The sequence below is a fragment of the Nocardia sp. NPDC052316 genome, from assembly GCF_044547795.1.
Lineage (GTDB): Bacteria > Actinomycetota > Actinomycetes > Mycobacteriales > Mycobacteriaceae > Nocardia.
In genome coordinates this window covers 1-22104 of record NZ_JBIUBB010000004.1, presented here as the reverse complement: position 1 = coordinate 22104, position 22104 = coordinate 1, and the positions used below count along the sequence as shown (strand labels likewise).

General features: G+C 66.6%; 19 protein-coding genes. 6 read left to right on the top strand and 13 right to left on the bottom strand.

The window, feature by feature from the left end:
* Nucleotides 1-589: 589 nt before the first annotated feature.
* The gene (locus ACIHA7_RS18360; protein ID WP_159080634.1) at nt 590-742 is read left to right on the top strand and encodes a hypothetical protein; all 153 of its coding nucleotides are present in this window, start codon (nt 590-592) and stop codon (nt 740-742) included.
* On the opposite strand, the gene ACIHA7_RS18355 is transcribed toward ACIHA7_RS18360, so the two are convergent.
* From ACIHA7_RS18355 to dxr, 5 genes are all read right to left on the bottom strand, one after another.
* Nucleotides 736-2544 carry a penicillin-binding transpeptidase domain-containing protein gene (locus ACIHA7_RS18355; RefSeq protein WP_397290890.1) on the bottom strand — a complete coding sequence of 603 codons (1809 nt, stop codon included), beginning with the start codon at nt 2542-2544 and terminating at the stop codon, nt 736-738. The genes ACIHA7_RS18360 and ACIHA7_RS18355 overlap by 7 nt on opposite strands.
* An 87-nt stretch (nt 2545-2631) precedes the next feature.
* Complete coding sequence (locus tag ACIHA7_RS18350) at nt 2632-3498, bottom strand: GNAT family N-acetyltransferase (protein ID WP_186818349.1); 867 nt, start codon at nt 3496-3498, stop codon at nt 2632-2634.
* A 125-nt stretch (nt 3499-3623) separates the two neighbouring features.
* Nucleotides 3624-4781, bottom strand: a complete 1158-nt coding sequence (gene ispG, locus ACIHA7_RS18345; RefSeq protein WP_397290887.1) for a flavodoxin-dependent (E)-4-hydroxy-3-methylbut-2-enyl-diphosphate synthase — start codon at nt 4779-4781, stop codon at nt 3624-3626.
* 184 nt (nt 4782-4965) lie between these two features.
* A complete protein-coding gene (locus ACIHA7_RS18340; protein WP_397290885.1) occupies nt 4966-6159 on the bottom strand; it encodes a M50 family metallopeptidase in 1194 nt (397 codons plus the stop codon).
* 312 nt (nt 6160-6471) lie between these two features.
* On the bottom strand, nt 6472-7650 hold the full coding sequence (gene dxr / locus ACIHA7_RS18335; RefSeq protein WP_397290883.1) for a 1-deoxy-D-xylulose-5-phosphate reductoisomerase: 1179 nt from the start codon (nt 7648-7650) through the stop codon (nt 6472-6474).
* Between the two features lie 135 nt (nt 7651-7785).
* Here dxr and ACIHA7_RS18330 point away from each other — a divergent pair, with 135 nt between their 5' ends.
* Together ACIHA7_RS18330 and ACIHA7_RS18325 are read left to right on the top strand one after the other, a co-directional pair.
* Complete coding sequence (locus tag ACIHA7_RS18330) at nt 7786-8055, top strand: DUF2631 domain-containing protein (RefSeq protein ID WP_397290881.1); 270 nt, start codon at nt 7786-7788, stop codon at nt 8053-8055.
* Between the two features lie 196 nt (nt 8056-8251).
* Nucleotides 8252-8569 (top strand): hypothetical protein, encoded by a 318-nt coding sequence (locus ACIHA7_RS18325; RefSeq protein ID WP_397290879.1) that lies wholly within the window; start codon nt 8252-8254, stop codon nt 8567-8569.
* 244 nt (nt 8570-8813) lie between these two features.
* Here ACIHA7_RS18325 and ACIHA7_RS18320 read toward each other — a convergent pair whose 3' ends face one another.
* The 3 genes from ACIHA7_RS18320 to ACIHA7_RS18310 form a co-directional block, all read right to left on the bottom strand.
* Complete coding sequence (locus ACIHA7_RS18320) at nt 8814-9080, bottom strand: hypothetical protein (protein WP_397290877.1); 267 nt, start codon at nt 9078-9080, stop codon at nt 8814-8816.
* Nucleotides 9077-9619 carry an RNA polymerase sigma factor gene (locus ACIHA7_RS18315; RefSeq protein WP_397290875.1) on the bottom strand — a complete coding sequence of 181 codons (543 nt, stop codon included), beginning with the start codon at nt 9617-9619 and terminating at the stop codon, nt 9077-9079. Before ACIHA7_RS18315 ends, ACIHA7_RS18320 begins: the two co-directional genes overlap by 4 nt.
* 177 nt (nt 9620-9796) lie before the next feature.
* A complete protein-coding gene (locus tag ACIHA7_RS18310) occupies nt 9797-10735 on the bottom strand; it encodes a LysR family transcriptional regulator (RefSeq protein ID WP_397290873.1) in 939 nt (312 codons plus the stop codon).
* A 117-nt stretch (nt 10736-10852) separates the two neighbouring features.
* Here ACIHA7_RS18310 and ACIHA7_RS18305 point away from each other — a divergent pair, with 117 nt between their 5' ends.
* Nucleotides 10853-11266 (top strand): DUF5997 family protein, encoded by a 414-nt coding sequence (locus tag ACIHA7_RS18305; protein WP_397290871.1) that lies wholly within the window; start codon nt 10853-10855, stop codon nt 11264-11266.
* A gap of 18 nt (nt 11267-11284) precedes the next feature.
* Here the strand turns inward: ACIHA7_RS18305 and ACIHA7_RS18300 are convergent, their stop codons facing one another.
* On the bottom strand, nt 11285-12535 hold the full coding sequence (locus ACIHA7_RS18300) for a hypothetical protein (RefSeq protein WP_397290869.1): 1251 nt from the start codon (nt 12533-12535) through the stop codon (nt 11285-11287).
* Entirely contained in the window at nt 12535-13386 is an 852-nt protein-coding gene (locus ACIHA7_RS18295) for an inositol monophosphatase family protein (protein WP_397290867.1), read from the bottom strand. The genes ACIHA7_RS18300 and ACIHA7_RS18295 overlap by 1 nt, the downstream gene beginning before the upstream one ends.
* 955 nt (nt 13387-14341) lie before the next feature.
* On the opposite strand from ACIHA7_RS18295, the gene ACIHA7_RS18290 reads away from it, so the two are divergent.
* The gene (locus tag ACIHA7_RS18290) at nt 14342-16336 is read left to right on the top strand and encodes a glycosyl hydrolase family 18 protein (protein ID WP_397290865.1); all 1995 of its coding nucleotides are present in this window, start codon (nt 14342-14344) and stop codon (nt 16334-16336) included.
* Between the two features lie 55 nt (nt 16337-16391).
* Here ACIHA7_RS18290 and ACIHA7_RS18285 read toward each other — a convergent pair whose 3' ends face one another.
* From ACIHA7_RS18285 to ACIHA7_RS18275, 3 genes are all read right to left on the bottom strand, one after another.
* On the bottom strand, nt 16392-18116 hold the full coding sequence (locus tag ACIHA7_RS18285; protein ID WP_397290863.1) for an ABC transporter ATP-binding protein: 1725 nt from the start codon (nt 18114-18116) through the stop codon (nt 16392-16394).
* Entirely contained in the window at nt 18113-19927 is a 1815-nt protein-coding gene (locus ACIHA7_RS18280) for an ABC transporter ATP-binding protein (protein WP_397290861.1), read from the bottom strand. Before ACIHA7_RS18280 ends, ACIHA7_RS18285 begins: the two co-directional genes overlap by 4 nt.
* A 202-nt stretch (nt 19928-20129) precedes the next feature.
* Entirely contained in the window at nt 20130-20825 is a 696-nt protein-coding gene (locus ACIHA7_RS18275; protein WP_397290859.1) for a TetR/AcrR family transcriptional regulator, read from the bottom strand.
* 177 nt (nt 20826-21002) lie between these two features.
* Here ACIHA7_RS18275 and ACIHA7_RS18270 point away from each other — a divergent pair, with 177 nt between their 5' ends.
* A complete protein-coding gene (locus tag ACIHA7_RS18270) occupies nt 21003-21953 on the top strand; it encodes an alpha/beta fold hydrolase (protein WP_397290857.1) in 951 nt (316 codons plus the stop codon).
* Nucleotides 21954-22104: the final 151 nt, after the last annotated feature.

The window sequence follows — 22104 nt, the reverse complement described above, 5'->3', positions numbered from 1 at the left end:
GCCAGTCGCCACCGCCGCCGCTCGCCGCTGGCCGTCAGGCCGGGTCGCTACAGCCGCCGCCAGTCACCACTGCCAGCCACAGCCGCCAGTCGCCACTGTCGCCGCCGGTCGCCACTGTCGCTGCCGCTCGCCACCGCCAACGCCAACGCCGGATAGTCGCACGAGTAGACCGCTTCGATCGTCGCACCAGGCCGCGATGGCTCACCCCGACCGCGCCGACCCCGGCGAAATACAACCGACTCGCACGCAGCCGGCGACCCCGGCAGATCCGAATACCTTCGCCGAGCTACGCCGAATTGTCGACATTATTCGGCCTGATCGCCTATTCCACGGAGTAGTTCCACCATCACCACAATCCGCGGAATCCGCATCTCGCTCGACGGTAGCCTCACCGAAGATCGCCAGAAAATGTGAACTGACGCACTTTGCCGGTCCGATATGCCATCCGTCACTTGCGCTTGTTCACCGAATCGATCCCGGTTTACGGTTCTGCTTCAGCAAACTTCCAGAAAACTCTGCGGGGCACCCTCCGCGCGGAGTATTCAGCACCATTCCCCCGTCGACACCCCTGACCCGAGGGAGCCGAACAATGAAGCGTTCCACCACAGTTCTCGCCAGTGTGGCCATCATCCTCAGCGGCGCGGCCACCGTGCAGATCCTCGACGGCGGCGACGCGGGCGCCGCGATCATGGACCACACCGCCGCGACCAGCAACCAGTCAGCGCAGGACCCGGCTCAGTAACCGGGCGGCAGCGCGGCGACCATATCGCGGGTGACCGCAACCGCATTGTCGGAGCTGCCACCCTTGACCAGCAGCGTCGCGAACGCGATATCCCCGCGGTAGCCGACGAACCACGAGTGCGACCCGCCGTCGACCTCGGCCTCACCCGTCTTGCCGTACACCTCGCCCTGATCGGCGATCCGCTCCGCGGTGCCGCCGGTCACCACCCTGCGCATCATCGCCCGCAACCCGGCGATCACCTGCGGGGAGAAGGTCGTCAGCTCGGCGTCGACGGTCGTGGTGCGCCCCGCGATCAGGTACGGCACCGGAACGGAACCGTGCGCGATGGTGGCGGCCATCAGTGCCATGCCGAGCGGACTGACCACCACCTTGCCCTGGCCGATACCGTCCTCGGTGCGTTGGATCAGCCCGTCGGCGGGCGGCACCGAACCGGAGAACGTCGGCAGACCGGCCACCGTATAACCCGGTCCGACACCGAGTTTCGCGGCGGCCGCGTGCAGTGCGTCGCCGGGCAGCCTGCTGGCCACGCTGGCGAAGGTGGTGTTGCAGGACCGCTCGTAGGCCGTGATCATCGGCACGTCACCGACCGTGAACAGGTTGTAGTTGGGAATCATGCGTTCCCCGATGGTGATTCGGCTCGGGCAGGGCAGCACCGTGTCCGGGGTGGCGAGGCCGGTGGACATCGCGGCGGCCGCGGTCACCGTCTTGAACACCGAACCCGGCGGATACTGCCCGATCGTCGCAACCGGGCCGTCCCTATCCGCCGCCTTGTTCTGCGCGATCGCCAGGATCGCGCCGGTGGACGGGCGCAGCGCCACCATCATGGTCTGCTCTTCGCGCAGGTCGACGGCGCGTTGCGCGGCGTTCTGCACATTGCGGTCCACGCTGAGCGAGAACGACGGGGCCGGTTGCGACGGCACCTCGGTGAGCACATCGGTGTCGGCGCCGTTCGCGTTCATGGTGACCACACTCCAGCCGGCCTTGCCGTCCACCTCAGCGATCACCGTCTTGCGGATCTGGGCCAGCAAATCGGGAGCGAAGGCGCGGTCGGTGGGCACCAGGTCCCACTGCGTGCTGATCACCACGCCGGGCAGGCCGATGAGATCGGCACTCACCTGGTCGAATTCGTTCTCACTGAGCAACGCGACCGGATACGCGCCGCTGGTCGCGGTGGCGGCGTCCCGGATCGATTCGGGCGTGAGCTGCGGGTCGAATCGGCGCAGCGCTCCCGCGAGCGCGGTGGCGACCGCGCCGGGGTCGCCTGCGTTCGCCGCGGTGAACGCGACCCGGGAAACCTTGCCGGGCACCAGCACATCGCTGCCCGCCTGCTCGTTCACCCGCGCGCGGGGGGCCGGGGTGGACCGCAGCGACATCGTCTGCGTGTCACCGAGTTTGGGATGGATGTTGGAGGAGGTCCAGCGCACTTTCCAGCGACCGCCGCTGCGGCCCATCTGCAATTGCCCGGTGTAGCGCCAGGTCCGATCCTTGGGCAGGCGCCACTCGTAGGTGTAGTCGACGGTCGCGGTGTCGCCGGTGACCCTGGACGAGCCGATGCGGGCCGTGAGCCGCTCGGCCTGCAGGTTGCTCCACGCGGAACCCAGTGCGGCACCGGCCTTCTCGGGCTGGTTGGTGAGCTGCGCCGCGGCCGTCAGGTCACGCTCGGCGAACGCCGAGACGAAGTCGTCGGCGGCGGGCACCGGACCCTGCGGGCCGCGCGCACAACCCGCCGCCGGCGCCGCGAGCAGCGCGACAGTCAGCGTGATGAGAAGCGGCGTTCTCAGCGGCGTAGTGCTGGTCGACATCGAAACCGATGGTAATAGCCAACGTCGGGCAAACCCCGGTGGCGCTCCGTGTTTCTTTCCACTGAAACAGTTTTCAGCGTACGGGGCTCAGTCGAGCAGCACGGTGGAGAAGGTAGCGATCTGCCGGAAGCCGACGCGGGAGTAGGCGCGGCGCGCGACTTCGTTGTAGTCGTTCACATAAAGGCTCGCGGTGCGGCCGGACGCGATCACCGCATTGGCGATGGCGGCGGTGCCCATCGTGCCGCGCCCGGTGCCGCGGTGCTCCGGATGCACCCAGACACCTTGGATCTGGCCGGTGCGCCGAGACAACGACCCCACCTCAGCCTTGAACACGACCTCGCCGTCCTCGAAACGTGCCCAGGCTCGGCCGGATTCGATCAGGCTCTGAATGCGGCGACGGTAGCCGCGGCCACCGTCACCAGCGCGGGGATCGACACCGACCTCCTCGATGAACATGGCGATCGCCGCACACAGGTAGCGGTCGAGCTCGTCCGGGCGCACCCGGCGCACAGTCGGGTCGGGCGCCACCAGCGGCGGTTGGGTGAGGGCGAGCAGCGGCTGCTCGCCGCGTAGTTCCCGCTCCGGACCCCAATGGTCGGACAGCATCTCCCACAGCGGCAACGCCAGCTCACGACGCCCCACCACCGAGGAGGCGATGCGCGGCCACCGGATCGCCCGGTCCGCGAAGGCCCGCAGCGCATTGCGGTCACCGCGCAGCGGGATCAGGTTCGCGCCGGAGAAACACAGCGACTCCGCTGGTCCGCCGCGACTCCACAGTTCGCCCTGTCCGCACCGGGCCGTGTCCAGGCCGAACTCCTGGAGCCGGGCGGCGACCATGCACGAGGCCACCGGATCGGCATCCAGAATTCGCAGGACCTGGCCGAGGTCCCGGTTCGCGAGCTGCCGCGCGGGGACGTACTTCGCCCTTCGCGTCGGCTCCAGCAGACTCCGCACGGTGATAGCCTGCCACGAATATCGACGATGTGGTACGGCTATGCCGAACGCAACAGTCCGAGGTGTGTCGAACCGAGCCGCGCGAAGTCCACCTTCAGCCCGCGCCCGAGGATTCGGCCGACGGCTCAGCCGACCGTGACGACCGGTTCGCCCGCGCCCGCTTCCACGCCCATCTCCTCGGCGATGCGCAGCGCCTCCTCGATCAGGGTCTCCACGATCATCGCCTCCGGCACGGTCTTGATGACCTCGCCCTTGACGAAGATCTGTCCCTTGCCGTTGCCGGACGCGACACCGAGGTCGGCCTCGCGCGCCTCGCCGGGTCCGTTCACCACGCAGCCCATCACGGCCACCCGCAGCGGCACCTCCATGCCCTCCAGCCCGGCACTGACCTCGTTCGCCAGGGTGTACACGTCCACCTGGGCACGGCCACACGACGGGCAGGACACGATCTCGAGCTTGCGCGGGCGCAGGTTCAGCGACTGCAGGATCTGGTCGCCGACCTTGATCTCCTCGGCCGGCGGCGCGGACAACGAGACCCGGATGGTGTCGCCGATGCCCTCCGAGAGCAGCGCGCCGAACGCCACCGCGGACTTGATGGTGCCCTGGAACGCCGGACCCGCCTCGGTGACGCCGAGGTGCAGCGGATAGTCGCTGCGCGCGGCCAGCTGCCGGTAAGCCTCCACCATAACCACCGGGTCGTTGTGCTTGACCGAGATCTTGATGTCGCCGAACCCGTGGTCCTCGAACAGGCTGGCCTCCCACAGCGCGGACTCCACGAGCGCCTCCGGGGTGGCCTTGCCGTACTTCTCCAGCATTCGCTTGTCCAGCGAACCGGCGTTGACGCCGATGCGGATCGGGATGCCCGCGGCGGCCGCGGCCTTGGCGACCTCGCCGACCCGGCCGTCGAACTCCTTGATGTTGCCGGGGTTCACGCGCACCGCGGCACAGCCCGCGTCGATCGCGGCGAAGATGTAGCGCGGCTGGAAGTGGATGTCTGCGATCACCGGGATCTGGCTCTTGCGGGCGATCGTCGCCAGCGCGTCCGCGTCTTCCTGACGCGGACAGGCCACGCGCACGATGTCGCAGCCGGAAGCGGTCAGCTGCGCGATCTGCTGCAGGGTGGCGTTGATGTCGTGGGTCTTGGTGGTGGTCATCGACTGCACGGAGATCGGGTGATCACTTCCGACCCCGACATTGCCCACCATCAACTGACGGGTCTTGCGTCGAGGAGCGAGAACGGCCGCAGGAGCGGCGGGCATCCCCAATCCGATTGTGCTGGTCACTTTCGGCTGCCTACTTTCGTACGTACATTCCGGGCCGTTCGCCTTCCGAGCTTAGTCGCGCACGCCGAACGACCACCCTGTGACGCCCACGACAACGTGCTGTCCCCCAAGTGCCGGCGACAGGGTACCGCGTCGCGGGCGCACAGTGGAGGTTCGGTCCTCTACCGGGTCGCGTAGTGCGAGATCAGAACAGTTTGATCGGATTGACGATGTCCGCGGCGAGCGTGAGCAGCATGTACGCACCGCCGATGACCACGACCACGTAGGTGGCGGGCAGCAGTTTCAGATAGTTGACGGGCGCGCCCGGTGCCAGTCCACGCCAGCGCCGCAGGACGTCGCGGATCTTCTCGTAGATCACCACGGCGATGTGCCCGCCGTCGAGCGGCAGCAGCGGGAGGATGTTGAAGGCGCCGAGGAAGAAGTTCAGGCTGGCCAGCACCAGGATGAACATCCCCCACAGGCCGCGCTCGGCGGTCTCACCGCCGATCCGGCTCGCGCCGTAGACGCTCACCGGGGTCTCCGGGTCACGTTCGCCACCGGTCACGGCCTCCCACAGCGACGCTACTTTCGCGGGCATCTGGGCCAGGGACTGCACGGTGCGGACGGTGAGGTCACCGGTGAACGACAGCGAGGCCGGGATCGCGGTCAGCACGTTGTAGTCGGGGCTCTTCGGCAGTTCGCGGACGATGCCGACCGCGCCGACCTCGCGCTTCTCACCTGTTTCGGTGTAGCGGACCACCCGCTGGGGGTTGACTCGGAAGTTCAGCGACTGCCCGGCACGGTCGACGGTGTAGGTCATCTCCCCGGTCGCGTTCCTGGTTTCGGTGGTGAACTTGGCCCAGGTGTCGACGGGCTTGCCGTTCACGGCGGTGATGGTGTCGCCGATCTGCAATCCCGCCTGCTGCGCGGGCCCGATGCCCGAGCACTCCTGGGTGGAGCGGTCCGGGTTCTCGTCGGACAGGCATTGCAATGCTCCGACCTTCACCGGCGGTTCCGTCAACAGCGGCAGCCCCCAGCCGACCGCCATCACCACGATGAGGACGAAGCCGAGCACGAAGTTCATCGCGATCCCGCCGGACATCACCACGAGTCGTTTCCAGGTGGCCTGCCGGTACATCGCCCGATCGATCTCGTCAGGCTCCAGTTCGTCCAGCGCGGTCATGCCCGCGATGTCGCAGAACCCGCCCAGCGGCAGCGCCTTGAGGCCGTACTCGGTTTCGCCGCGCCGGAACGAGAACACCTTCGGCCCGAAGCCGATGAAGTACCGCCGCACCTTCATGCCGCTGGCTTGCGCGGCCCACATGTGCCCGCATTCGTGCAACGCGATCGATATCGTGATGCCAAGGGCGAACAGCACGAACCCCAACGCGTAGACCATGTGTTTAGCAGCCCTCCTGCATAGCGCAGCTCGCCTCGATGAAGTGCGACCGCCGGGTCGGCCGCCCACAAACCTGCACCCGCACATCCCGTCACGGCCGCGAGCACCCCGACCACAGTAACCGGACCCCGCCCGACCCTGCGTGTTCAGTGTGCCAGGCAGCGCTCACCAGGCGAGTCCGATCCGCGCGACCCGAGCTCGGCACGCGCCGGTGTGCCTCGGCACGCGCCGGTGAGCAGAGCGAAGACACACACGTCTCGTGCGTACGCGGTCAACCGTCGGCCGCGAGCACGCACCGGATCGCAGTCGACGTCACCCGCGCACTCGGGCTCGGGCGAAGTCGCGGGCCCAGGTGTCGGCGGCGAGGACCTCTTCGAGGGAGTTCGGTTCGGTGCGCCACTGGTCGGCGGCCTCGACGGCGGCGGCGACGGTGCGGACGATGGCGGGGAAGCGGATGGCGCCGTCCAGGAAGGCTTGTACCGCAACCTCATTGGCGGCGTTGTAGACGGCGGTGACGGTGCCGCCCGCTTCGCCTGCCTGGCGGGCCAGGTCGATGGCGGGGAAGACCGTGCTGTCGACGGGCTCGAAGGTCCAGGTGGCAGCGGTGCCGAAGTCGCAGGCCGCGGCGGCGCCCGGTACCCGATCGGGCCAGCCGAGGGCCAGCGCGATGGGCAGTTTCATGTCCGGCGGGCTGGCTTGGGCGAGGGTGGAGCCGTCGGTGAAGGTGACCATCGAGTGCACGATCGACTGCGGGTGCACGGTGACGTCGATGCGGTCATAAGGAATGCCGAACAGCAGGTGCGTCTCGATCAGCTCGAGGCCCTTGTTGACCAGCGACGCCGAGTTCAGCGTGTTCATCGGACCCATCGACCAGGTCGGATGCGTCTTGGCCTCAGCGGGGTTCACCGATTCCAGCATCTCGGTGGTCCAGCCGCGGAATGGTCCACCGGACGCGGTGAGCACCAGCCGGTCCACCTCCTCGGCCCGCCCGCCGCGCAGGCACTGGGCGAGCGCGGAGTGCTCCGAATCGACCGGCACGATCTGCCCGGGCGCGGCCGCGCGGGTGACCAGTGAGCCGCCCGCGACCAGCGACTCCTTGTTCGCCAGCGCGAGCCGGGTGCCCGATTGCAGGGTGGCCAGGGTCGGTTCCAGGCCGAGCGAGCCGACCAGCGCGTTGAGCACGACGTCGGCCTCGGTGCGCCGCACCAGTTCCGTAGCCGCGTCGGGACCGGCCAGCGGCACATCCAATCGCTGAGCGGCGGCCGCGTCGGCGACGGCGACATTGCGCGTCCCGGTGGCGGCCATCTGCGCGGCGAGCAGCTCGGTATTGCCGCCGCGCGCGGCCAGGCCGACCACCTCGAACCGGTCGGGGTTGGCGGCGATCACCTCGAGCGCTTGGGTACCGATGGATCCGGTACTGCCGAGGAGCAGGACTCTCACGATGTCGGACACGGGTTCATTGTGGCGCACAAGAACGTACGCGCGGTGCATACCCGTCTCGCCCGCTCTCAGCCCCGACCGGCGTGGCCGACTTACAACGACGCGCCGTCGTATGTCACGATATCGAGCAGCAGTCCGTCGAGCGCGTACCGGAACCCGCGGTACCCGAACCAGCAAGGAGCGATCGTGGCCGCCACGGAACTCGAACCCGCCAGCACCGAGCGCGGCATCGTCACTCACGTGGACACCGCCGAGGTTCCCTCCGCCGCGTGGGGATGGAGCGGTGAGTCGCCCCGTACCTTCCGCATCGCAGGCTGGATCACCGCCTTCATCCTGCTTGCGATGATCATCGGCAACCACAAGGGACGGGTCGAGGACATCTTCCTCATCGGTTTCGCCGCCGCCATCGTCGGCATTCTGGTTCGGGACTCGTTCCTGCGGCGCAAGCCTCGCTAACTTTCCGACCAACGGCACCCGACCGTCGCGAGCAGCGGCGCAGTCAGGTGCCGTTGATCATGACCGATCCGCCGAATGCCCTGAGATATACCTGCTTTCAGCAGGCCAGCGGGGTCGAGTACGGTGAGCGTCGAGAGGTCCGCGACTCACTCGAGTCGCGGACCTTCGCTGCTGACCACCCCTGTGAGGAACCCCGATGCCCAAGATTTTCGCCGCCGCACTACTGACCGCCAGCGCCGTCGGCTCCCTGATCCTCCTCCCCGCCGCTCCGGCACACGCCCAGTCCGATGCCTGCAACCGCGCCATCATCGCGATCAACAAGGCCATCGACGGCTCCCCCGACGGTGTCATCGACGACGTCGTCGCGCGGGCACTGCACTTCACCCTGACGTCCCTCGACGCCGAGGGTGAAGAGAAGGCCGCCATCACCGGCTACGCCAACGCCCTGCTCGACGAGAACGTCACCGACCTGGACCCCTACACCGCCGAACTCAACCGCGTCTGCGGCGCCTGATCGCTCCGGAGTAGCGGCGGCGAACGCAGACAGAGTGCCCACACTCGCGATTCGCCGCCGCCATGCCCCGACGAACCGCCCGATGCCGTCCAACGGGACACGACGCAGCACTGACTCGCGAATCGCCGTCGCTATGTCCGCTCGGCGAAAAGTGGTGCCCGGCAGGGCTGCCGGATGTGCGAAGCGGGACATGACGGACTGCTCATCGGTAGTTGCTGCCGCCATGCCCCGCTCAACGGACGGATCAGGTGGAGTCGTCTGCGAGCGTCAGCTGGCATCGGCCGTCCGCGCACGACCGCTGTAGCCGGCCCATCGAAATGGTCTGCATCAATCCGATTACCCAGCAGGTCGGGCAGCCGCGGAGGGCGATGAAGCCGATCGGGGCGAATAGCAAGCTCGCCACCCCGATCCACGGCAGCAGCGCGAACGCTCCGATCAGTGCGCCGAATCCGGCCACCCCTCTGGCCAGATGCCGCGGCACCGATGTGCTGGCGAAGCGTTGCTCGTTCATTCGCGACCCGCTTCCGGGAACCCGCTGTGCAACGAGTGCTGCACGGCGGAACGAGCCCGATGCAACCGCGACTTCATCGCCGCGGTGCTGAGCCCGAGACGGTCCGCCACCATTCGCCCGCTGTACCCCTGGATGTCTCGCATGATGAGCACCTGCCGCTGATCGATCGGCAAGGCCGCAATGACCGTTGCCACCCGCTCGGCCTCCAACCGGCGCATCGCCTCGTCCTCCGCCGAGACCATCGAGGCATCGGGTGTCGCCTCGACGGGTCGCGCCATCAGCCGCAACTGCCGCAGGCACTCGTTGCGCACGATCCGAAACATCCACGCGGCCAACGCTCCTGACGCACGCAGCGTGCCGATCTTGCGATAGAGGATGATCAGCGCCTCCTGCGCCGCATCCTCGGCGTCCTCCGGCGACGCGCACAGTGAATAGGCGAACCGTCGCACATGTGGATGCGTCCCCGACACCAACGCGGCGATTGATTCGACATCACCCGCCCGCGCGCAGGCCACCAATTGTTCGTCGGGCCAACTCATTTCCGGCTCCGCCGACGCAACACGGCGACACCGCACGCACAAACCAACAGTCCGCCGACGATTATCGCGGCAATGATCACAGCAACCTCCCGAGCTCGTGCCGACGTGGTTGCCGGCACGAGTAAGAGAGGGACGGACTCCGCAAAAGGATTCACCCGCGCAGCGTCTGGAGCCGAACTACCGTCCCCGACGCTTCGCAGGCTTCTTCTTACCGACCGCATTCTTCGCAGGACCAGGTCGGCCGCCTGCCCGCTTGGCCACCGACTTCCTCTGCGGCTCAGGACTTTTCGCCCGCACAACCGGCGAACGAGAACTGCGCTCGGAGCGCCCCCGCACCACGCCCACGAAATCTTCGACCAGATCACTGGTCCGATCCGTCGGCCACGCCAACGCGATCTCGGTATCCGCAACGTCGGTGACCGTGCGGTACACCAGGTCGCGACGCGCATGCAGCCGAGCAATCGAGTGCGGAACCACCGCGACACCCACCCCCGCCGCGACCAGCTCGATAGCACCCGAGACGGCGTCGATATCGGAGGCGTCCTGCATCCGCTCATCGGCCAGATCCGCCATGCTCACCTGCTCGAACACCGAGATCGGATGATCCTTCGGCACCACAACCACCGGCACCTCCCGATACAACGGAATCGCGCTCATCCCGTCCCGATCGATCGGCAGCCGAACAAAGCACACATCGACCAGCCCCGACCGCAACGCCGCTTCCTGCTCCCCCATCGGCACCCCCACCACCTCGAGCGGTGTCTCCGGAAACCGTTCCCCCCAGATCCGCGTCCACTTCGACACCGTCACGCCGGGCACGAACCCCACCCGCAGCGCCGCCGGCCCGTCCGTCGTCTCCTCGAACACCGACTCGGCGCGCGCGATCAACTCCCGCGCCGCTACCAGCAACGCCGCACCGTCCTCAGTCAACTGAGTGGGCTGCGCGCCCGGCACGAACAGCTTCGTCCCCAGCTCTCCCTCCAGGTCGATGACCGTCTGACTCAATCGCTGCCGCGAAATATTCAACCCCTTCGCCGCCCGCGCAAAGTGCAGCTCCTCGGCGACCGCGACAAACCACCGCAACCGCGCGACATCGATCGACTCGAACCGGCTCATGCCAGGAACACTATCGCCACCCGATACGCTGTTTCCAATGAGCGAGCGACAGCGAGTGAATCCATGGCACAGCCCCCTCGGGCACACGACGGAACCGAGCGTCAGCGAGGTGGAGGCGTGAGCCCGGACCCGAACCCCCAGCTGATGAAGCCCCTGACCGCAGCCAACAAGCTCGGCATCTACCTCCCCGCGGCCCCCGAATCCTTCCAAAACACCCCGCTCTCGCGCGCCGACCTCGAAGCCCTCCGCACCAATCCGCCGGAATGGCTCACCGAACTCCGCCGCACCGGCCCCTTCCCCCGCGACGTCACCGCCCGCAAACTCGGCGTCTCCAACTCCGGCCTCTCCCGTGCCCAAGTCTCCGACGCCCTCACCGCCGACGAGATCGCCACTCTCCTCGCCGACCCGCCGGAATGGTTGATCCGCGAACGCGAGAACTACGCCGAGGTCCTCAAGGAAAACGAGCGGATCGCCACCAAGGAAGCCGAGCGCCGCGCAGCCACCAACCGCCCCGCCAAGAACCGCACGTAGGCCTCGCCCCGCAGACCCTCACATACCGCTGACGAACTCGCGGTAAAGAAACTTCTGATGCAGGCTTTCCAGGCTTCCCGAGTGCCGCCGGAAGGGAATCAAGGCGAGGCGCAGTGGCCGGGTAATCGGTATGCCCGGCCCTACTAGTTCGGCCACAGAAGCCGCCGCTTCGATCAACGTCGCCTCGGTCTCGTTCGGCTCAGCCGCTTCGAGACCCAGGCGCCGGAGCAACTGGTCGCGCACGCCTTCTACGTCGAGTTCCAAGCGACGCGCTTCTTCCTCGGTATCGCAGCGCGACAGCGCACGCCGGAAATCGACTGCCCGCGCCCGATATTCGTCGATACGGCCGCACACCATCTCCAGCCATCGCTCGTCGCTGAGTCGGCCGCGGTCCCGCAGCGACCACAAGCGCCCGCCCAGCAGCGGCAATTGGTACTCCAACAGCTGGAGTCGACGACCATGCCTTGCGCCTGCGACCTTGCGAATCTCGCTGGGTATCCCACGGACCGCGGAGATCACTTCTTCGATGGCGTTCTCGGGAACACCGTCATCGAAGAGGTCGAACATTACCGAGAAGTCCCGGCGAAGCGGGTGTGGTGTGTAGGCCACGTTTTTCACCTTCGCCCGCGCCGAATAGCGCAGCGACCGCACCAGCGTGGCGATGAGCCACAGTTGCTGTTCGCTGTCCTCGATCAAGCTGCGGAATTGCCCCTCCATGGCAAACGATGACGCACGCGCCCACTGGCCGAAGGGGTCGAGTTCGACACCATCGGCGCTGGCGATACGAGCCCGGTGATGCCCGTCGATTCTGACGTTCTCCCACTGGTAGCCCGCCCACGCCGCAATGTTCGCCAACATTCGCTGTCCGCCGCCGCGCTCCTGCACTTCGTGATCGGCGCGGCGGGTCTTGTCGATGAACCGCAGCATGGTTTCGACACCGGTGGTTTTGAGCGTCTCGATGGCGGTCCGCTCGGCCGTGGCGAGGGCGGGCTCCTCGCCGACGCCGATCACCATCGGCACGGCGATGCGCAGGTCGAAGAGGTGGCGAAGGATCCTAGGGAAGTCGCCGTAGTCGGCCGGAGTCGGATGCAACTTGGTCGGGTGCGGTACGAGCACCTCATCGAAGTAGATAAGGGATTGGACGAGCTCTGCGTAACACTGCTGGGCAAAAGGGTCGCGCGGCCTGGATGGCGAGCTGTGGTTCTGCGACAGAATGAATTCTTCTGCGCTGGTGAACGTCGTGACATCCACCATGACACGATTCGACATCAGCCGCTCCGAGACTCCGCCAGCAACTCGACGAACCACTGCACGCAATCGGGGTCGCCGGCGATCGTTTCGGGGAATGTCGGCTCGCGTTGGTTCAGAAATTTCTCATCGAGCGGTAACGGGCTGGTGCCGTGGCCGTCGGTGGCTGTGCGCCCCATCGCCGTCACCAGGCCGATGCCCGCAGCTCCATCCCAGACTTTCTGATCGGGCCGGTAGAACAGGTCGAACCGATGTTCCGGCGCCTGGGTCCATATGGAGAGGTCGATGCAGGTTCTGACCATGTCCAAGGTTTGGGAGGTGGTGCGGGTCTTCATGACACATCCGATGGCGGCGAGATCGGCTTCGAACTTCCGCGCGGCGGAGTTCTTACTGCGCGTGACCGAGGCCCGCCTCGGTTTCTTCGTCGGACCGACCGGCTCGGCCGTTTGTCCGTTCACCAGTACCTCGCCCGACCAATGGATCGTGATAGGTGCACGATCGACACCCAACTCGGGAGCGAGGACGTACGCCGCAGTCGGCACACCGGCTTCGAGAAGACAAACGACACTGCAGAATTCGCGCCCGTCGGGGGTGATGAACTCACTCGTACCGTCGATCGGGTCGATGATCCAGGTCGGCTCGCCCGAGCTGGGCAGCTCAGCCTCGTCTTCTTCCGCGACGAAGCGCGATCCGGGGAAGTGCTTACCGATGGTTTCGACGATGGCCGTCTGCGCAGCCAGGTCTGCCTCGGACAACAGCGTGTCGTCGGCTTTCGTATCGACCTGCATCGAGGCGAGGTTGCGGCGGTATCGGCGCAGCAACGGCAGCAACTGCTCATCCAGTGCTTTCCACAACGATCCGACGTCGCTCAAAGCGCCTCCCACGCAGTGTTGTCCTCCGAGGGTAGCGGCTGGGTGGGTCGTCCAAGGCCGTAACCCGCCGGTTCAACCCGGTCGGAAGCTCGACCGGGCAGATACTGCACGCCGGCTAGGCAGCACCGCGGAAAGAGGCGCACAACAGACGAATTGCGCTCTGAGCCGGGTTGACATTCCGTGGCTATTCCGTAATTGCGGTAACCGCCTTTGTCGTCACGAATTTCGCCGAAGAACCGCAGATTCTCCGGATATGCGGGCAATTTGGTGACATTATTGGCGACCACCGTCACCACGAAGCGGTCGGGATGGTCGGCGGGTCCGATGAGGGGCAGATCGGAGAGGATCAGCGACCGGGGCCGAATCGACCGGTGCCGACCCGGCGACGAAGTCGGGAGTCGGCGGTGCATCCGTGGGTGTTGCCGAGACCCCGAGCCGGTAGGCGATGACTCCCACCAACGTTCCAGCAGCCAGCGCCGCTACCAGGGAACTGGGCGACTGTCCGTGGTCGTTGTGACCAGACGTTCGGCTCGTAACCCCCATCGGCATGATCTTTCGATCATTTCACCGTTCACGATCGTGAACCGAATCGACTTGCCGGCCGCGGTTTCCAGCAGCAGACCCCCGATGTTTGCATAATATGCAACGGCATCGAGCCGTCGCGGGAATGGCGAAGTAAATGCCCGCTGACGTACCGAAATCCCCACTCTCGCACTGGGGATTCACTTTCTCCATTTCGTGTCATGATTCAAATGGTTGTTCAGGAAGTGACGGCAGACCGGTTTGCTGTCGGCCGGAACATCCTCTTGCACAATAGTTCTCGGTTCTCGTTCGCCTACGCTGTTCGGGCTGTCGCCGCGCGCAATCACGAATATGGGTGTCGTGGTGACCGATTCGCTGACAGACGCGATTCGGTTCATCGGGGACCGATACAACGTCCCCATAGGGAGGACCCATGCGAACCGCGAAACATACGGGGCTGATCGCCACGGTCGCGAGCCTGGTGATCGGCATATCGGCGGTGTTGGTGGGATTCACCAATGCCGCGCCGGTACACACGGCGTCGGTCGGCGCGACCTCCGGCGGTGTCAAGATCGCCTACTACAACCAGTGGTCGGTCTACGAGAACCGCTTCTACCTCAAGAACGTCGATACCTCGGGTATGGCGGCCAAGCTCGACTACATGATGTACGCGTTCGCGAACATCCACCCCACCGAACACACCTGTTTCGAGGCGAACAAGGCGGCGAGTCAGGACGAGAACAACCCGAACGCCGGCGACGGCGCGGGTGACGCGTTCGCCGACTACGGCAAGTCGCACGACGCGTCGATGAGCGTCGACGGCACGGCGGACAAGTGGGACGACCCGATCGTCGGCAACTTCAAGCAGATCAAGCAGCTCAAGGCGAAGCATCCGAACCTGAAGGTGCTGTTGTCGATCGGCGGCTGGACCTACTCGAAGTTCTTCTCCGACGTGTCCGCGACCGACGCCGCGCGCAAGAAGTTCGCCTCCTCCTGCATCGACATGTTCATCAAGGGCAACCTGCCGAAGATGGACGGCTACGGCGGACCAGGCACCGGCAAGGGCGTCTTCGACGGCCTCGACCTGGACTGGGAGTACCCGGGCGGCGGCGGCCATGTGGGTAACCACGCCTCACCCGCGGACCGGGCCAATTTCACGCTGCTGACTGCCGAACTGCGCAAGCAGTTGGACGCGCAGGGTGCGATCGACGGCAAACGCTACGCACTGACCGCTGCGGTGGCAGCGGGTCAGGACAAGATCCGCCACTACGAGACCAACAACCTCGGCAAGTACCTCGACCTCGTCAACGTCATGACCTATGACATGCACGGCGCCTGGGATGCCAAGGGCCCCACGAACTTCCAGGATCCGATCTACAGCAGGCCGGACGACCCGATGGCACCGGTCCCGCCGGGCAACGGAAAGTACAACATCGACGCGGCGATCAGCGCATGGACCACCGGTGACAGCTCGTACGGCATCCCCGGCGGCTTCCCGGCGAACAAGCTGACGATCGGATATCCGTTCTACTACCGCGGCTGGACGGGTGTACCCGCGGGCAATAGCAATGGGTTGTTCCAACCCGCGACGGGCCCGGCACCCGGCGGGCCGTCGTCCGGGAACGTCCCCGGCATCCGGATGTACAAGGAGCTGGCCGGCGTCGTCGACAATCCGTCGCGCACCTTCTACGACCCCGTCGCCCAGGCCGCCTTCTTCTACGACGGCACGAACTGGTGGGGTGGCGACTCGCTGCGGTCCATCCAAGCCAAGTCGGACTACCTGCACTGCAAGGGTCTCGGCGGCGCGATGATGTACTCGCTGGAGAACCTGGACCCGGCATCGACCTTGTTCAACCAGGTCGTCAAGACCGTCGACGGAACCGCGACGAACTGCAATCCGCCGACCAGCACGACCCCGCCCACCTCCACGACAACGACGCCACCTACCTCTACGACAACAACACCGCCCACGTCCACAACGACCACCACACCGCCGACCAGCACGACTACCACCACACCGCCGAACGGAAACGGTGTGATCAACGGCGATTTCGAGACCGGCGCCCTGGCCCCGTGGTCGTGCGCGGGCAACCTCGGCTCGATCACCACCACCTCGGTACACGGCGGCAAGAACGCCCTGACCGGCGCGGCGAGCAGCAGTGACACCGCCCGCTGCTCCGAGGAGATCACCGTCGAACCGAACCGCACGTACACGCTGTCGGCCTGGGTCAACGGCAAATACGTCTACCTCGGTGTCACCGGCTCCGGTACGACCGACACGTCCACCTGGACACCGGGAACAAACGGTGCCTACCAACAACTCTCGACCAAGTTCACCACCGGACCTGCCACCACGAAGGTCACCATCTGGGTCCACGGTTGGTACGGCCAAGGTTCTTACAACGCGGATGACATCACGCTGAAGTAGGAACCCGAAACACGAAGGTGGGTCTCGCTCCGGCGCGACCCACCTTTCGTGGCGTTCATACCGTCAACCGCCACCCCTGGGCCCGTTCGCGTTCACGCCAGAAGTCGGCGTACTTGCCCCCTTGCGAGATCAGGTCGTCATGGTTGCCACGCTGGACGATTCGGCCCTCGTCGAGCACCAGGATCTGATCGGCGGCGGCGATGGTGTGCAGACGGTGAGCGACGACCAGCAGGGTGCGGTGCTGGGCGAGTACGCGGATCGCGTCGACGACGGCTGCCTCGTTGTCCGGGTCGAGTGCGGCGGTGGCTTCGTCGAGCAGCACGATCGGGGCCTGCTTGATCAATGCCCTGGCGATCGAAACCCGCTGGCGCTCACCGCCGGACAGGCTGACACCACCTTCGCCGACGCGGGTCTGCCACCCGTGCGGCAAGCGTTCGACGATCTCGTCTACGCGGGCAAGCCGGGCGGCCTCGCGGATCTCCGCGTCGGTGGCGTCGGGCCTGCCGAGGCGAATGTTGGCCTCGATGGTGTCGTCGAAGAGGTACACGTCCTGAAATACCATGGCCAGCTGGTTCATTCGCGCCTCGGTGGTCAGTTCACGCACGTCGACACCGCCGACCCGGACCGTGCCGGCGTCGACATCCCAGAAACGCGCGGCCAGCCGCAGCAGCGTTGTCTTGCCTGCTCCCGACGGCCCGACGATGGCCGTCAACGTGCCGGGTCCTGCTTCGAAGCTGATGCCCCGCAGCACCGGCCGATCGCCGTACTTGAAACCGACGTTCTCGAAACTCACCGCGCCGGGCGTAATTACCTGTGTCGCTGCACCTTCCGGCAGCGTGGGGACGGCCAGCACCTCGTCGATCCGATCGATGTTCTCCGCGGCCACCCGCAACGCCGCACCATGGTCCATGATCTCGACCAGCGGGCCGACGAATCGGGTCACGAGTACGAGCAACGCGATCAACTCGGCGGCGTCGAGCGAGGTGCCCAGCGCGAGCGCGACGCCGATGGTGATCAGCGCGACGAACACCGCCTGCACGGCGACGGAGAACACCAGCAGTGCGGAGACCGCGTTCCGGCTCAGCTCGCCGACGGCCCGACGCTCCCCGACCAGCGCGTTGTCCAGCAGATGGTTGTCGGTACCGGTGCGGCCGAAGGCCCGCAGCACCGGTTGGCATTGCGCGAATTCCACTACGCGCCCAGCGGCTTCGACCGCAGCGTCGTCAACTGCGCCGAAACTACGCGCGAGGGCCTGCTGCGACCAGCGGTATGCGAGCAGCAACACCAGGCCGGCGAGTGCCAACGCCACCCCGAGCCGCCAATCGAAGAACAGCATTCCCGCGGCCACGACCGCCGGGGTGACCACCGCGCTGATGACCGGCTGCATCAGGTGCGCGGGCACAGCGAGGATGTTCATCGTCCCCTGTGTCATGGTGTGCGTCAGCCGCCCGGTCCGGTCGGACCCGAACCAGCCCAACGGCAATTCGGCCAGATGGTCGCCGACGCGGTGATGCATCCCTGCCAGCAGGCCGTCGGCGATCCGCTGGCCGTGTATCGCCTGCGCGTAGAACACCACGCACGTCACAACCGTCGCCGCAGCGAGGGCGATCAGCCATGGTGTCGCGGCCTCGCGATCGCCGTCCAGCAGCGGACGCAGCACCGGAACCACGAGTAGCAAGCAGCTGCCTTGCAGCACCGAGAATGCGACTATCAGTCCGACCCAGCGCACGAACCGTGCTCGATCCTCCGGGTGGACGATCCGAAAGAGCTTGCGGATCATACTGTTTCCTTTCCATACGCCACCTGCACCGAGGCGACGGGAGCAGCAGCGACCGTGTCATGCAGCTGGGTCGCCCACATCCGCGCGTACTCGCCATCGGCCGCAAGCAGTTCGTCATGCGTGCCTGCTTCGACCACCCGGCCGCTGGCGAGAACGACGATCCGGTCCGCGCCGCGGATCGTGTACAGGCGGTGGGCGATCACCAGCAGGGTGCGGCCGGTGACCAAGCGCGACAGCGCATCCTGCACCGCCGCCTCGGATTCCGGATCGGCGAAGGCAGTCGCCTCGTCCAGCACCAGCACCGGTGCGTCGGCCAGCAAGGCTCGCCCGATCGAAATCCGTTGCGCCTCACCACCGGAGAGCTGCGCATCCACGCCGACAACGCTGTCGTAGCCACGGGGCAGGGCGGTGATGCGCTCGTGGATCTGCGCCGCCCGCGCAGCGGCCTCGACCTCGGCGAAGTCGGCATCCGGCCGTCCGAGGGCGATGTTGTCGCGAATACTGGTGCGCAGCAACGACGCGTCTTGAAAGACGAACCCGACCCGGCGATACAGTTCGCGCTCCGCGATATTCCGTACATCGACGCCACCGATCCGCACAGCGCCACCCTCGACATCCCAGAAGCGTGGTAGCAGACGCGCCAGCGTCGACTTCCCGGAACCCGAGGCACCTACCAGCGCGGTCACCGTGCCCGGCTCCAGCACCAAGTCGACACCGTCGAGCACGGCAGTCAGTCCGTCGTAAGAGAAACGCACAGAGTCGAATTCGACGCGAGCACCACCGGGCACCGACGGATCGGCGACTCGCGGCAGCTCGGGGGTCGCGAGCAGTTCGGCGACGCGCCCGGCGGCGGCGATCGCCTGCTGCAGCGCGATCGCACCGAAGCCGAGCGCCAGCACCGGAGCCCCCAGCCCCACCGCCAGCATCACGAACGCGATGAGCTCGACCGGATCCGCCTGTAGCCACATACCCCCGCCGAGGGCGACCAGCAACAGCACCGGTGGCGAAATCGTCATGGAAGCAAGGGCATCCAGTCGACGCGTCGGGCCGGCCCACTCGCTGAAGAAACGCGCGAGGTCGTCGCCTGCGCGCCGGTAGCGGGCCTCGCGTCCGGCTCGCTCGAACGCCTTCACGACCGCGATGCCGTCTACGAACTCGACCATGGCGGAGTTGACCTTGTCCACCTCCTCGTTCCAGCGTGCCATCCGCGCCCCTTCGCCGCGCTCCATGTACGCCACCAAACCGAACCACAGCACCAGCGGCGCCAGACACAGCGCCGCCAACCGCCAGTCGAGAAAGAACAGATAGCCAAGTGCCACAACGGGAGTGACCACGGCGGCCACCAGATCGTTGATCGCGTGCGCCACCACGTGGTGCACGGCGGTGACATCGTCGGACAGTGCTCGCTTGACCCGGCCGGAGCTGTGCTCGGAGAACCAGCCGAGCGATACTCGACCCAGCCGCTGCGCCGTGCTACGCCGGATCTGCAAGCCCACCTCGGCATCCGCGTTGTGGCTCAGCGTGTACGCCGTCCCCGCGCACACCGTGCGGATGACGAAACTGATTGCCGCCACCGCGACGAACGCCCAGACCCGCTCGCGGTCCACCGCCTCATCGCCGAGGAACTCACGGGCGATCTCGACGATCGCGAGGTATGGCGCGAGTCCGGCCAGCGATCCCAGCAACTGGAGCACCCCCGCTACCGCCAGCCGACCGCGGACGGGCGCGAGGACGACGCCCAATCCGCCGCGCTGCTGTTCCGGCTGCGCTGCCCCAGCCACCGTTGCGTCATCTTGCACTGCCGTACTCATCCGGCCCCTCGCAAATTAGATCAGTGTTTCAATTCAGAGTGTATAGATGACTCCGACGAATGCAAGAGGTTGAACTCAGCCCGGCCAGAGCTGTCGAATTACCCTGGGGGCCTGCGGATTACGCGGCAATTGCCGCCGCTCACCGTGCGCATCGGCGGCTGCGGGTGAACACCTGAGCGACCGTCGCTACCGCAACGCGTCGCTACCGCTCCGACGAACCGAGCTCCGCCAACCGCACTTCGAGCCCGTCCAGTATCCGTTCGAGCGCGTATCGGCAGAACTCCCGCTGCATCGCGTCGCGTACGGCCGGACCACCCTCGAAGCGTGCGACCATCCGCCGCATCTCCTCCGTAGCCGCACCCGCGGCGGGATGCGATTCGAGCATCGTCAGCAGACCCGCCAGCCCGGCTCCGGTGTCGACGCGCGGCCCATGGTCGCCGATGGCGATCAGCCCGAGACAGGTGTCGAAGACGGTGGAGTAGGCGACGGCGGACTCCTCGCCCCACCCCGCTTCGACCATCAGCCGCATCCCGGTGGCCAGCGTCGGCAGGAGCTGGTCGGTCTGCGGACCGTTGTGCAGCAGCCAGGTGGCGACACCGGGCCACTGCGGCAAGTGATCGATCATGGCCGACAGCACGCTGTGCAGCATCGACCGCCAGTCGGTGTCATCGATCGTCAGGTCCATCGAGGCGTACACCCGGTCGACGACGGCCGCGCAGACCTTCGCCCGGTCGCCGACGTGGTGATAGATCACCGACAGCGACGTGTCGAGGCGGGCGGTGAGCTCACGCATACTCCAACCGTCGAGCCCCTGCTCGGCCGTCAGGGCCGTCGCGGCCGCCACGATCATGTCGCGCGACATGCCGGTGCGGTAGGCGCGCCTGGAACCTGCGGGCATCGGTATCCCTAATCGTCAGCGGAGTTGGAACAGCGATCCAGAGCATAGATCCGTGCCCACCCTTGGTGGTGGTCCGCTCCACCTTGGGGGATCGAGCTCAGCACTCGGGGATCTGAAAACGGCGGCCGCCGCGGTGGACAGTGGAAGAAGCCACCACCCAGCGAACCGGAGCCTCCGATGTCGATCTCGAACACCATCGCCACCTCGGCAGCACGTCGTGCGACGGTGTCGACCAACGACGGTGTTGCGCTTGCGGTTCGGGAATACGGGCCGCGGAATGCGGAGCTCACCGTCGTGCTCCTGCACGGGCATTGCCTGCGCAGCGAGTCGTGGACCGACGTCCGCGACGCGCTGCGGCGCCGGTACCCCGGCGCCCGAATCGTCTGCTACGACCACCGCGGGCACGGCGACTCCGCCGCGGCATCCCGGCAGACCTACCATCTCGCGCAGCTCGGGCACGACCTGCGCGACGTGCTGGACGCCGCCGCTCCGACCGGACCGGTAGTGCTCGTCGGCCACTCGATGGGCGGCATGACCGTGCTGAGCTACGTCAGCCAGCGACCGCACGAGATCGGCACCCGGATCGTCGGCGTCGCACTCATCGCGACCGCGGCGAGCGGGCTGGCCGACGCGGGCTTCGGTCGCCTACTGCGCAACCCGGTGATCTCGGTGTTCCAGGCCGCGGTTCGACGGGCTCCCGTGCTGATGCAGCACGCTAAGTTGTTGTCTTGCAAGGTTTTCGCGCCCATCATCCGAATGGCGGAGTTCGGTGATCGCAAGGTCAGCGCGCGCGTGCTCGCGCTCGCCAACGCGATGCACAACGAGACCCCGATCGTGACGATGGCGGGCTTCTTGAGCTCGTTCATGGACTACGACCGGACCGACGCGCTTGCGGTGTTGTCGAAGATTCCGACGTTGGTGCTGTGCGGGACAGCGGATCTGATGACGCCGCCCGCGCACTCCATCGCGATGGCGGCGGGCGTCGAGTATTCGGACCTGGTGCTGGTCGAGGGAGCTGGGCACTCGGTGATTCTCGAGCAGCCGGAGCGGGTTGCCGAGGCTGTTGCTCGGTTGGCGAGACGGGTGAGCGGAGTTGAGCAGGGGGCGCAGCTCACGCTCGTTGCATAGAGTTCGTCGCTGCGCTTCGAAACGCGCTCAGCGCCTTGGGAATAGCCGTGGGGGGGGGGGGGGGGGGGGGGGGGGGGGGCGCCGGGCGGCGCCCCCCCCCCCCCCCGCAACGACCACAAAACAAGCGAACACGCGCTCAACCACAACAAGA

Bases quoted from the DNA above. Each gene is read 5' to 3' on its own strand.
- ACIHA7_RS18325 (WP_397290879.1), top strand. From the start codon at position 8,252: ATGCCCAAGATTTTCGCCGCCGCACTACTGACCGCCAGCGCCGTCGGC.
- ACIHA7_RS18315 (WP_397290875.1), bottom strand. From the start codon at position 9,619: ATGAGTTGGCCCGACGAACAATTGGTGGCCTGCGCGCGGGCGGGTGAT.
- ACIHA7_RS18285 (WP_397290863.1), bottom strand. From the start codon at position 18,116: ATGATCCGCAAGCTCTTTCGGATCGTCCACCCGGAGGATCGAGCACGG.
- ACIHA7_RS18300 (WP_397290869.1), bottom strand. From the start codon at position 12,535: ATGTCGAATCGTGTCATGGTGGATGTCACGACGTTCACCAGCGCAGAA.
- ACIHA7_RS18275 (WP_397290859.1), bottom strand. From the start codon at position 20,825: ATGCCCGCAGGTTCCAGGCGCGCCTACCGCACCGGCATGTCGCGCGAC.
- ACIHA7_RS18360 (WP_159080634.1), top strand. From the start codon at position 590: ATGAAGCGTTCCACCACAGTTCTCGCCAGTGTGGCCATCATCCTCAGC.
- ACIHA7_RS18280 (WP_397290861.1), bottom strand. From the start codon at position 19,927: ATGAGTACGGCAGTGCAAGATGACGCAACGGTGGCTGGGGCAGCGCAG.
- ACIHA7_RS18355 (WP_397290890.1), bottom strand. From the start codon at position 2,544: ATGTCGACCAGCACTACGCCGCTGAGAACGCCGCTTCTCATCACGCTG.
- ACIHA7_RS18310 (WP_397290873.1), bottom strand. From the start codon at position 10,735: ATGAGCCGGTTCGAGTCGATCGATGTCGCGCGGTTGCGGTGGTTTGTC.
- ACIHA7_RS18270 (WP_397290857.1), top strand. From the start codon at position 21,003: ATGTCGATCTCGAACACCATCGCCACCTCGGCAGCACGTCGTGCGACG.
- dxr (WP_397290883.1), bottom strand. From the start codon at position 7,650: ATGCACCGCGCGTACGTTCTTGTGCGCCACAATGAACCCGTGTCCGAC.
- ACIHA7_RS18320 (WP_397290877.1), bottom strand. From the start codon at position 9,080: ATGAACGAGCAACGCTTCGCCAGCACATCGGTGCCGCGGCATCTGGCC.
- ACIHA7_RS18290 (WP_397290865.1), top strand. From the start codon at position 14,342: ATGCGAACCGCGAAACATACGGGGCTGATCGCCACGGTCGCGAGCCTG.
- ACIHA7_RS18340 (WP_397290885.1), bottom strand. From the start codon at position 6,159: ATGGTCTACGCGTTGGGGTTCGTGCTGTTCGCCCTTGGCATCACGATA.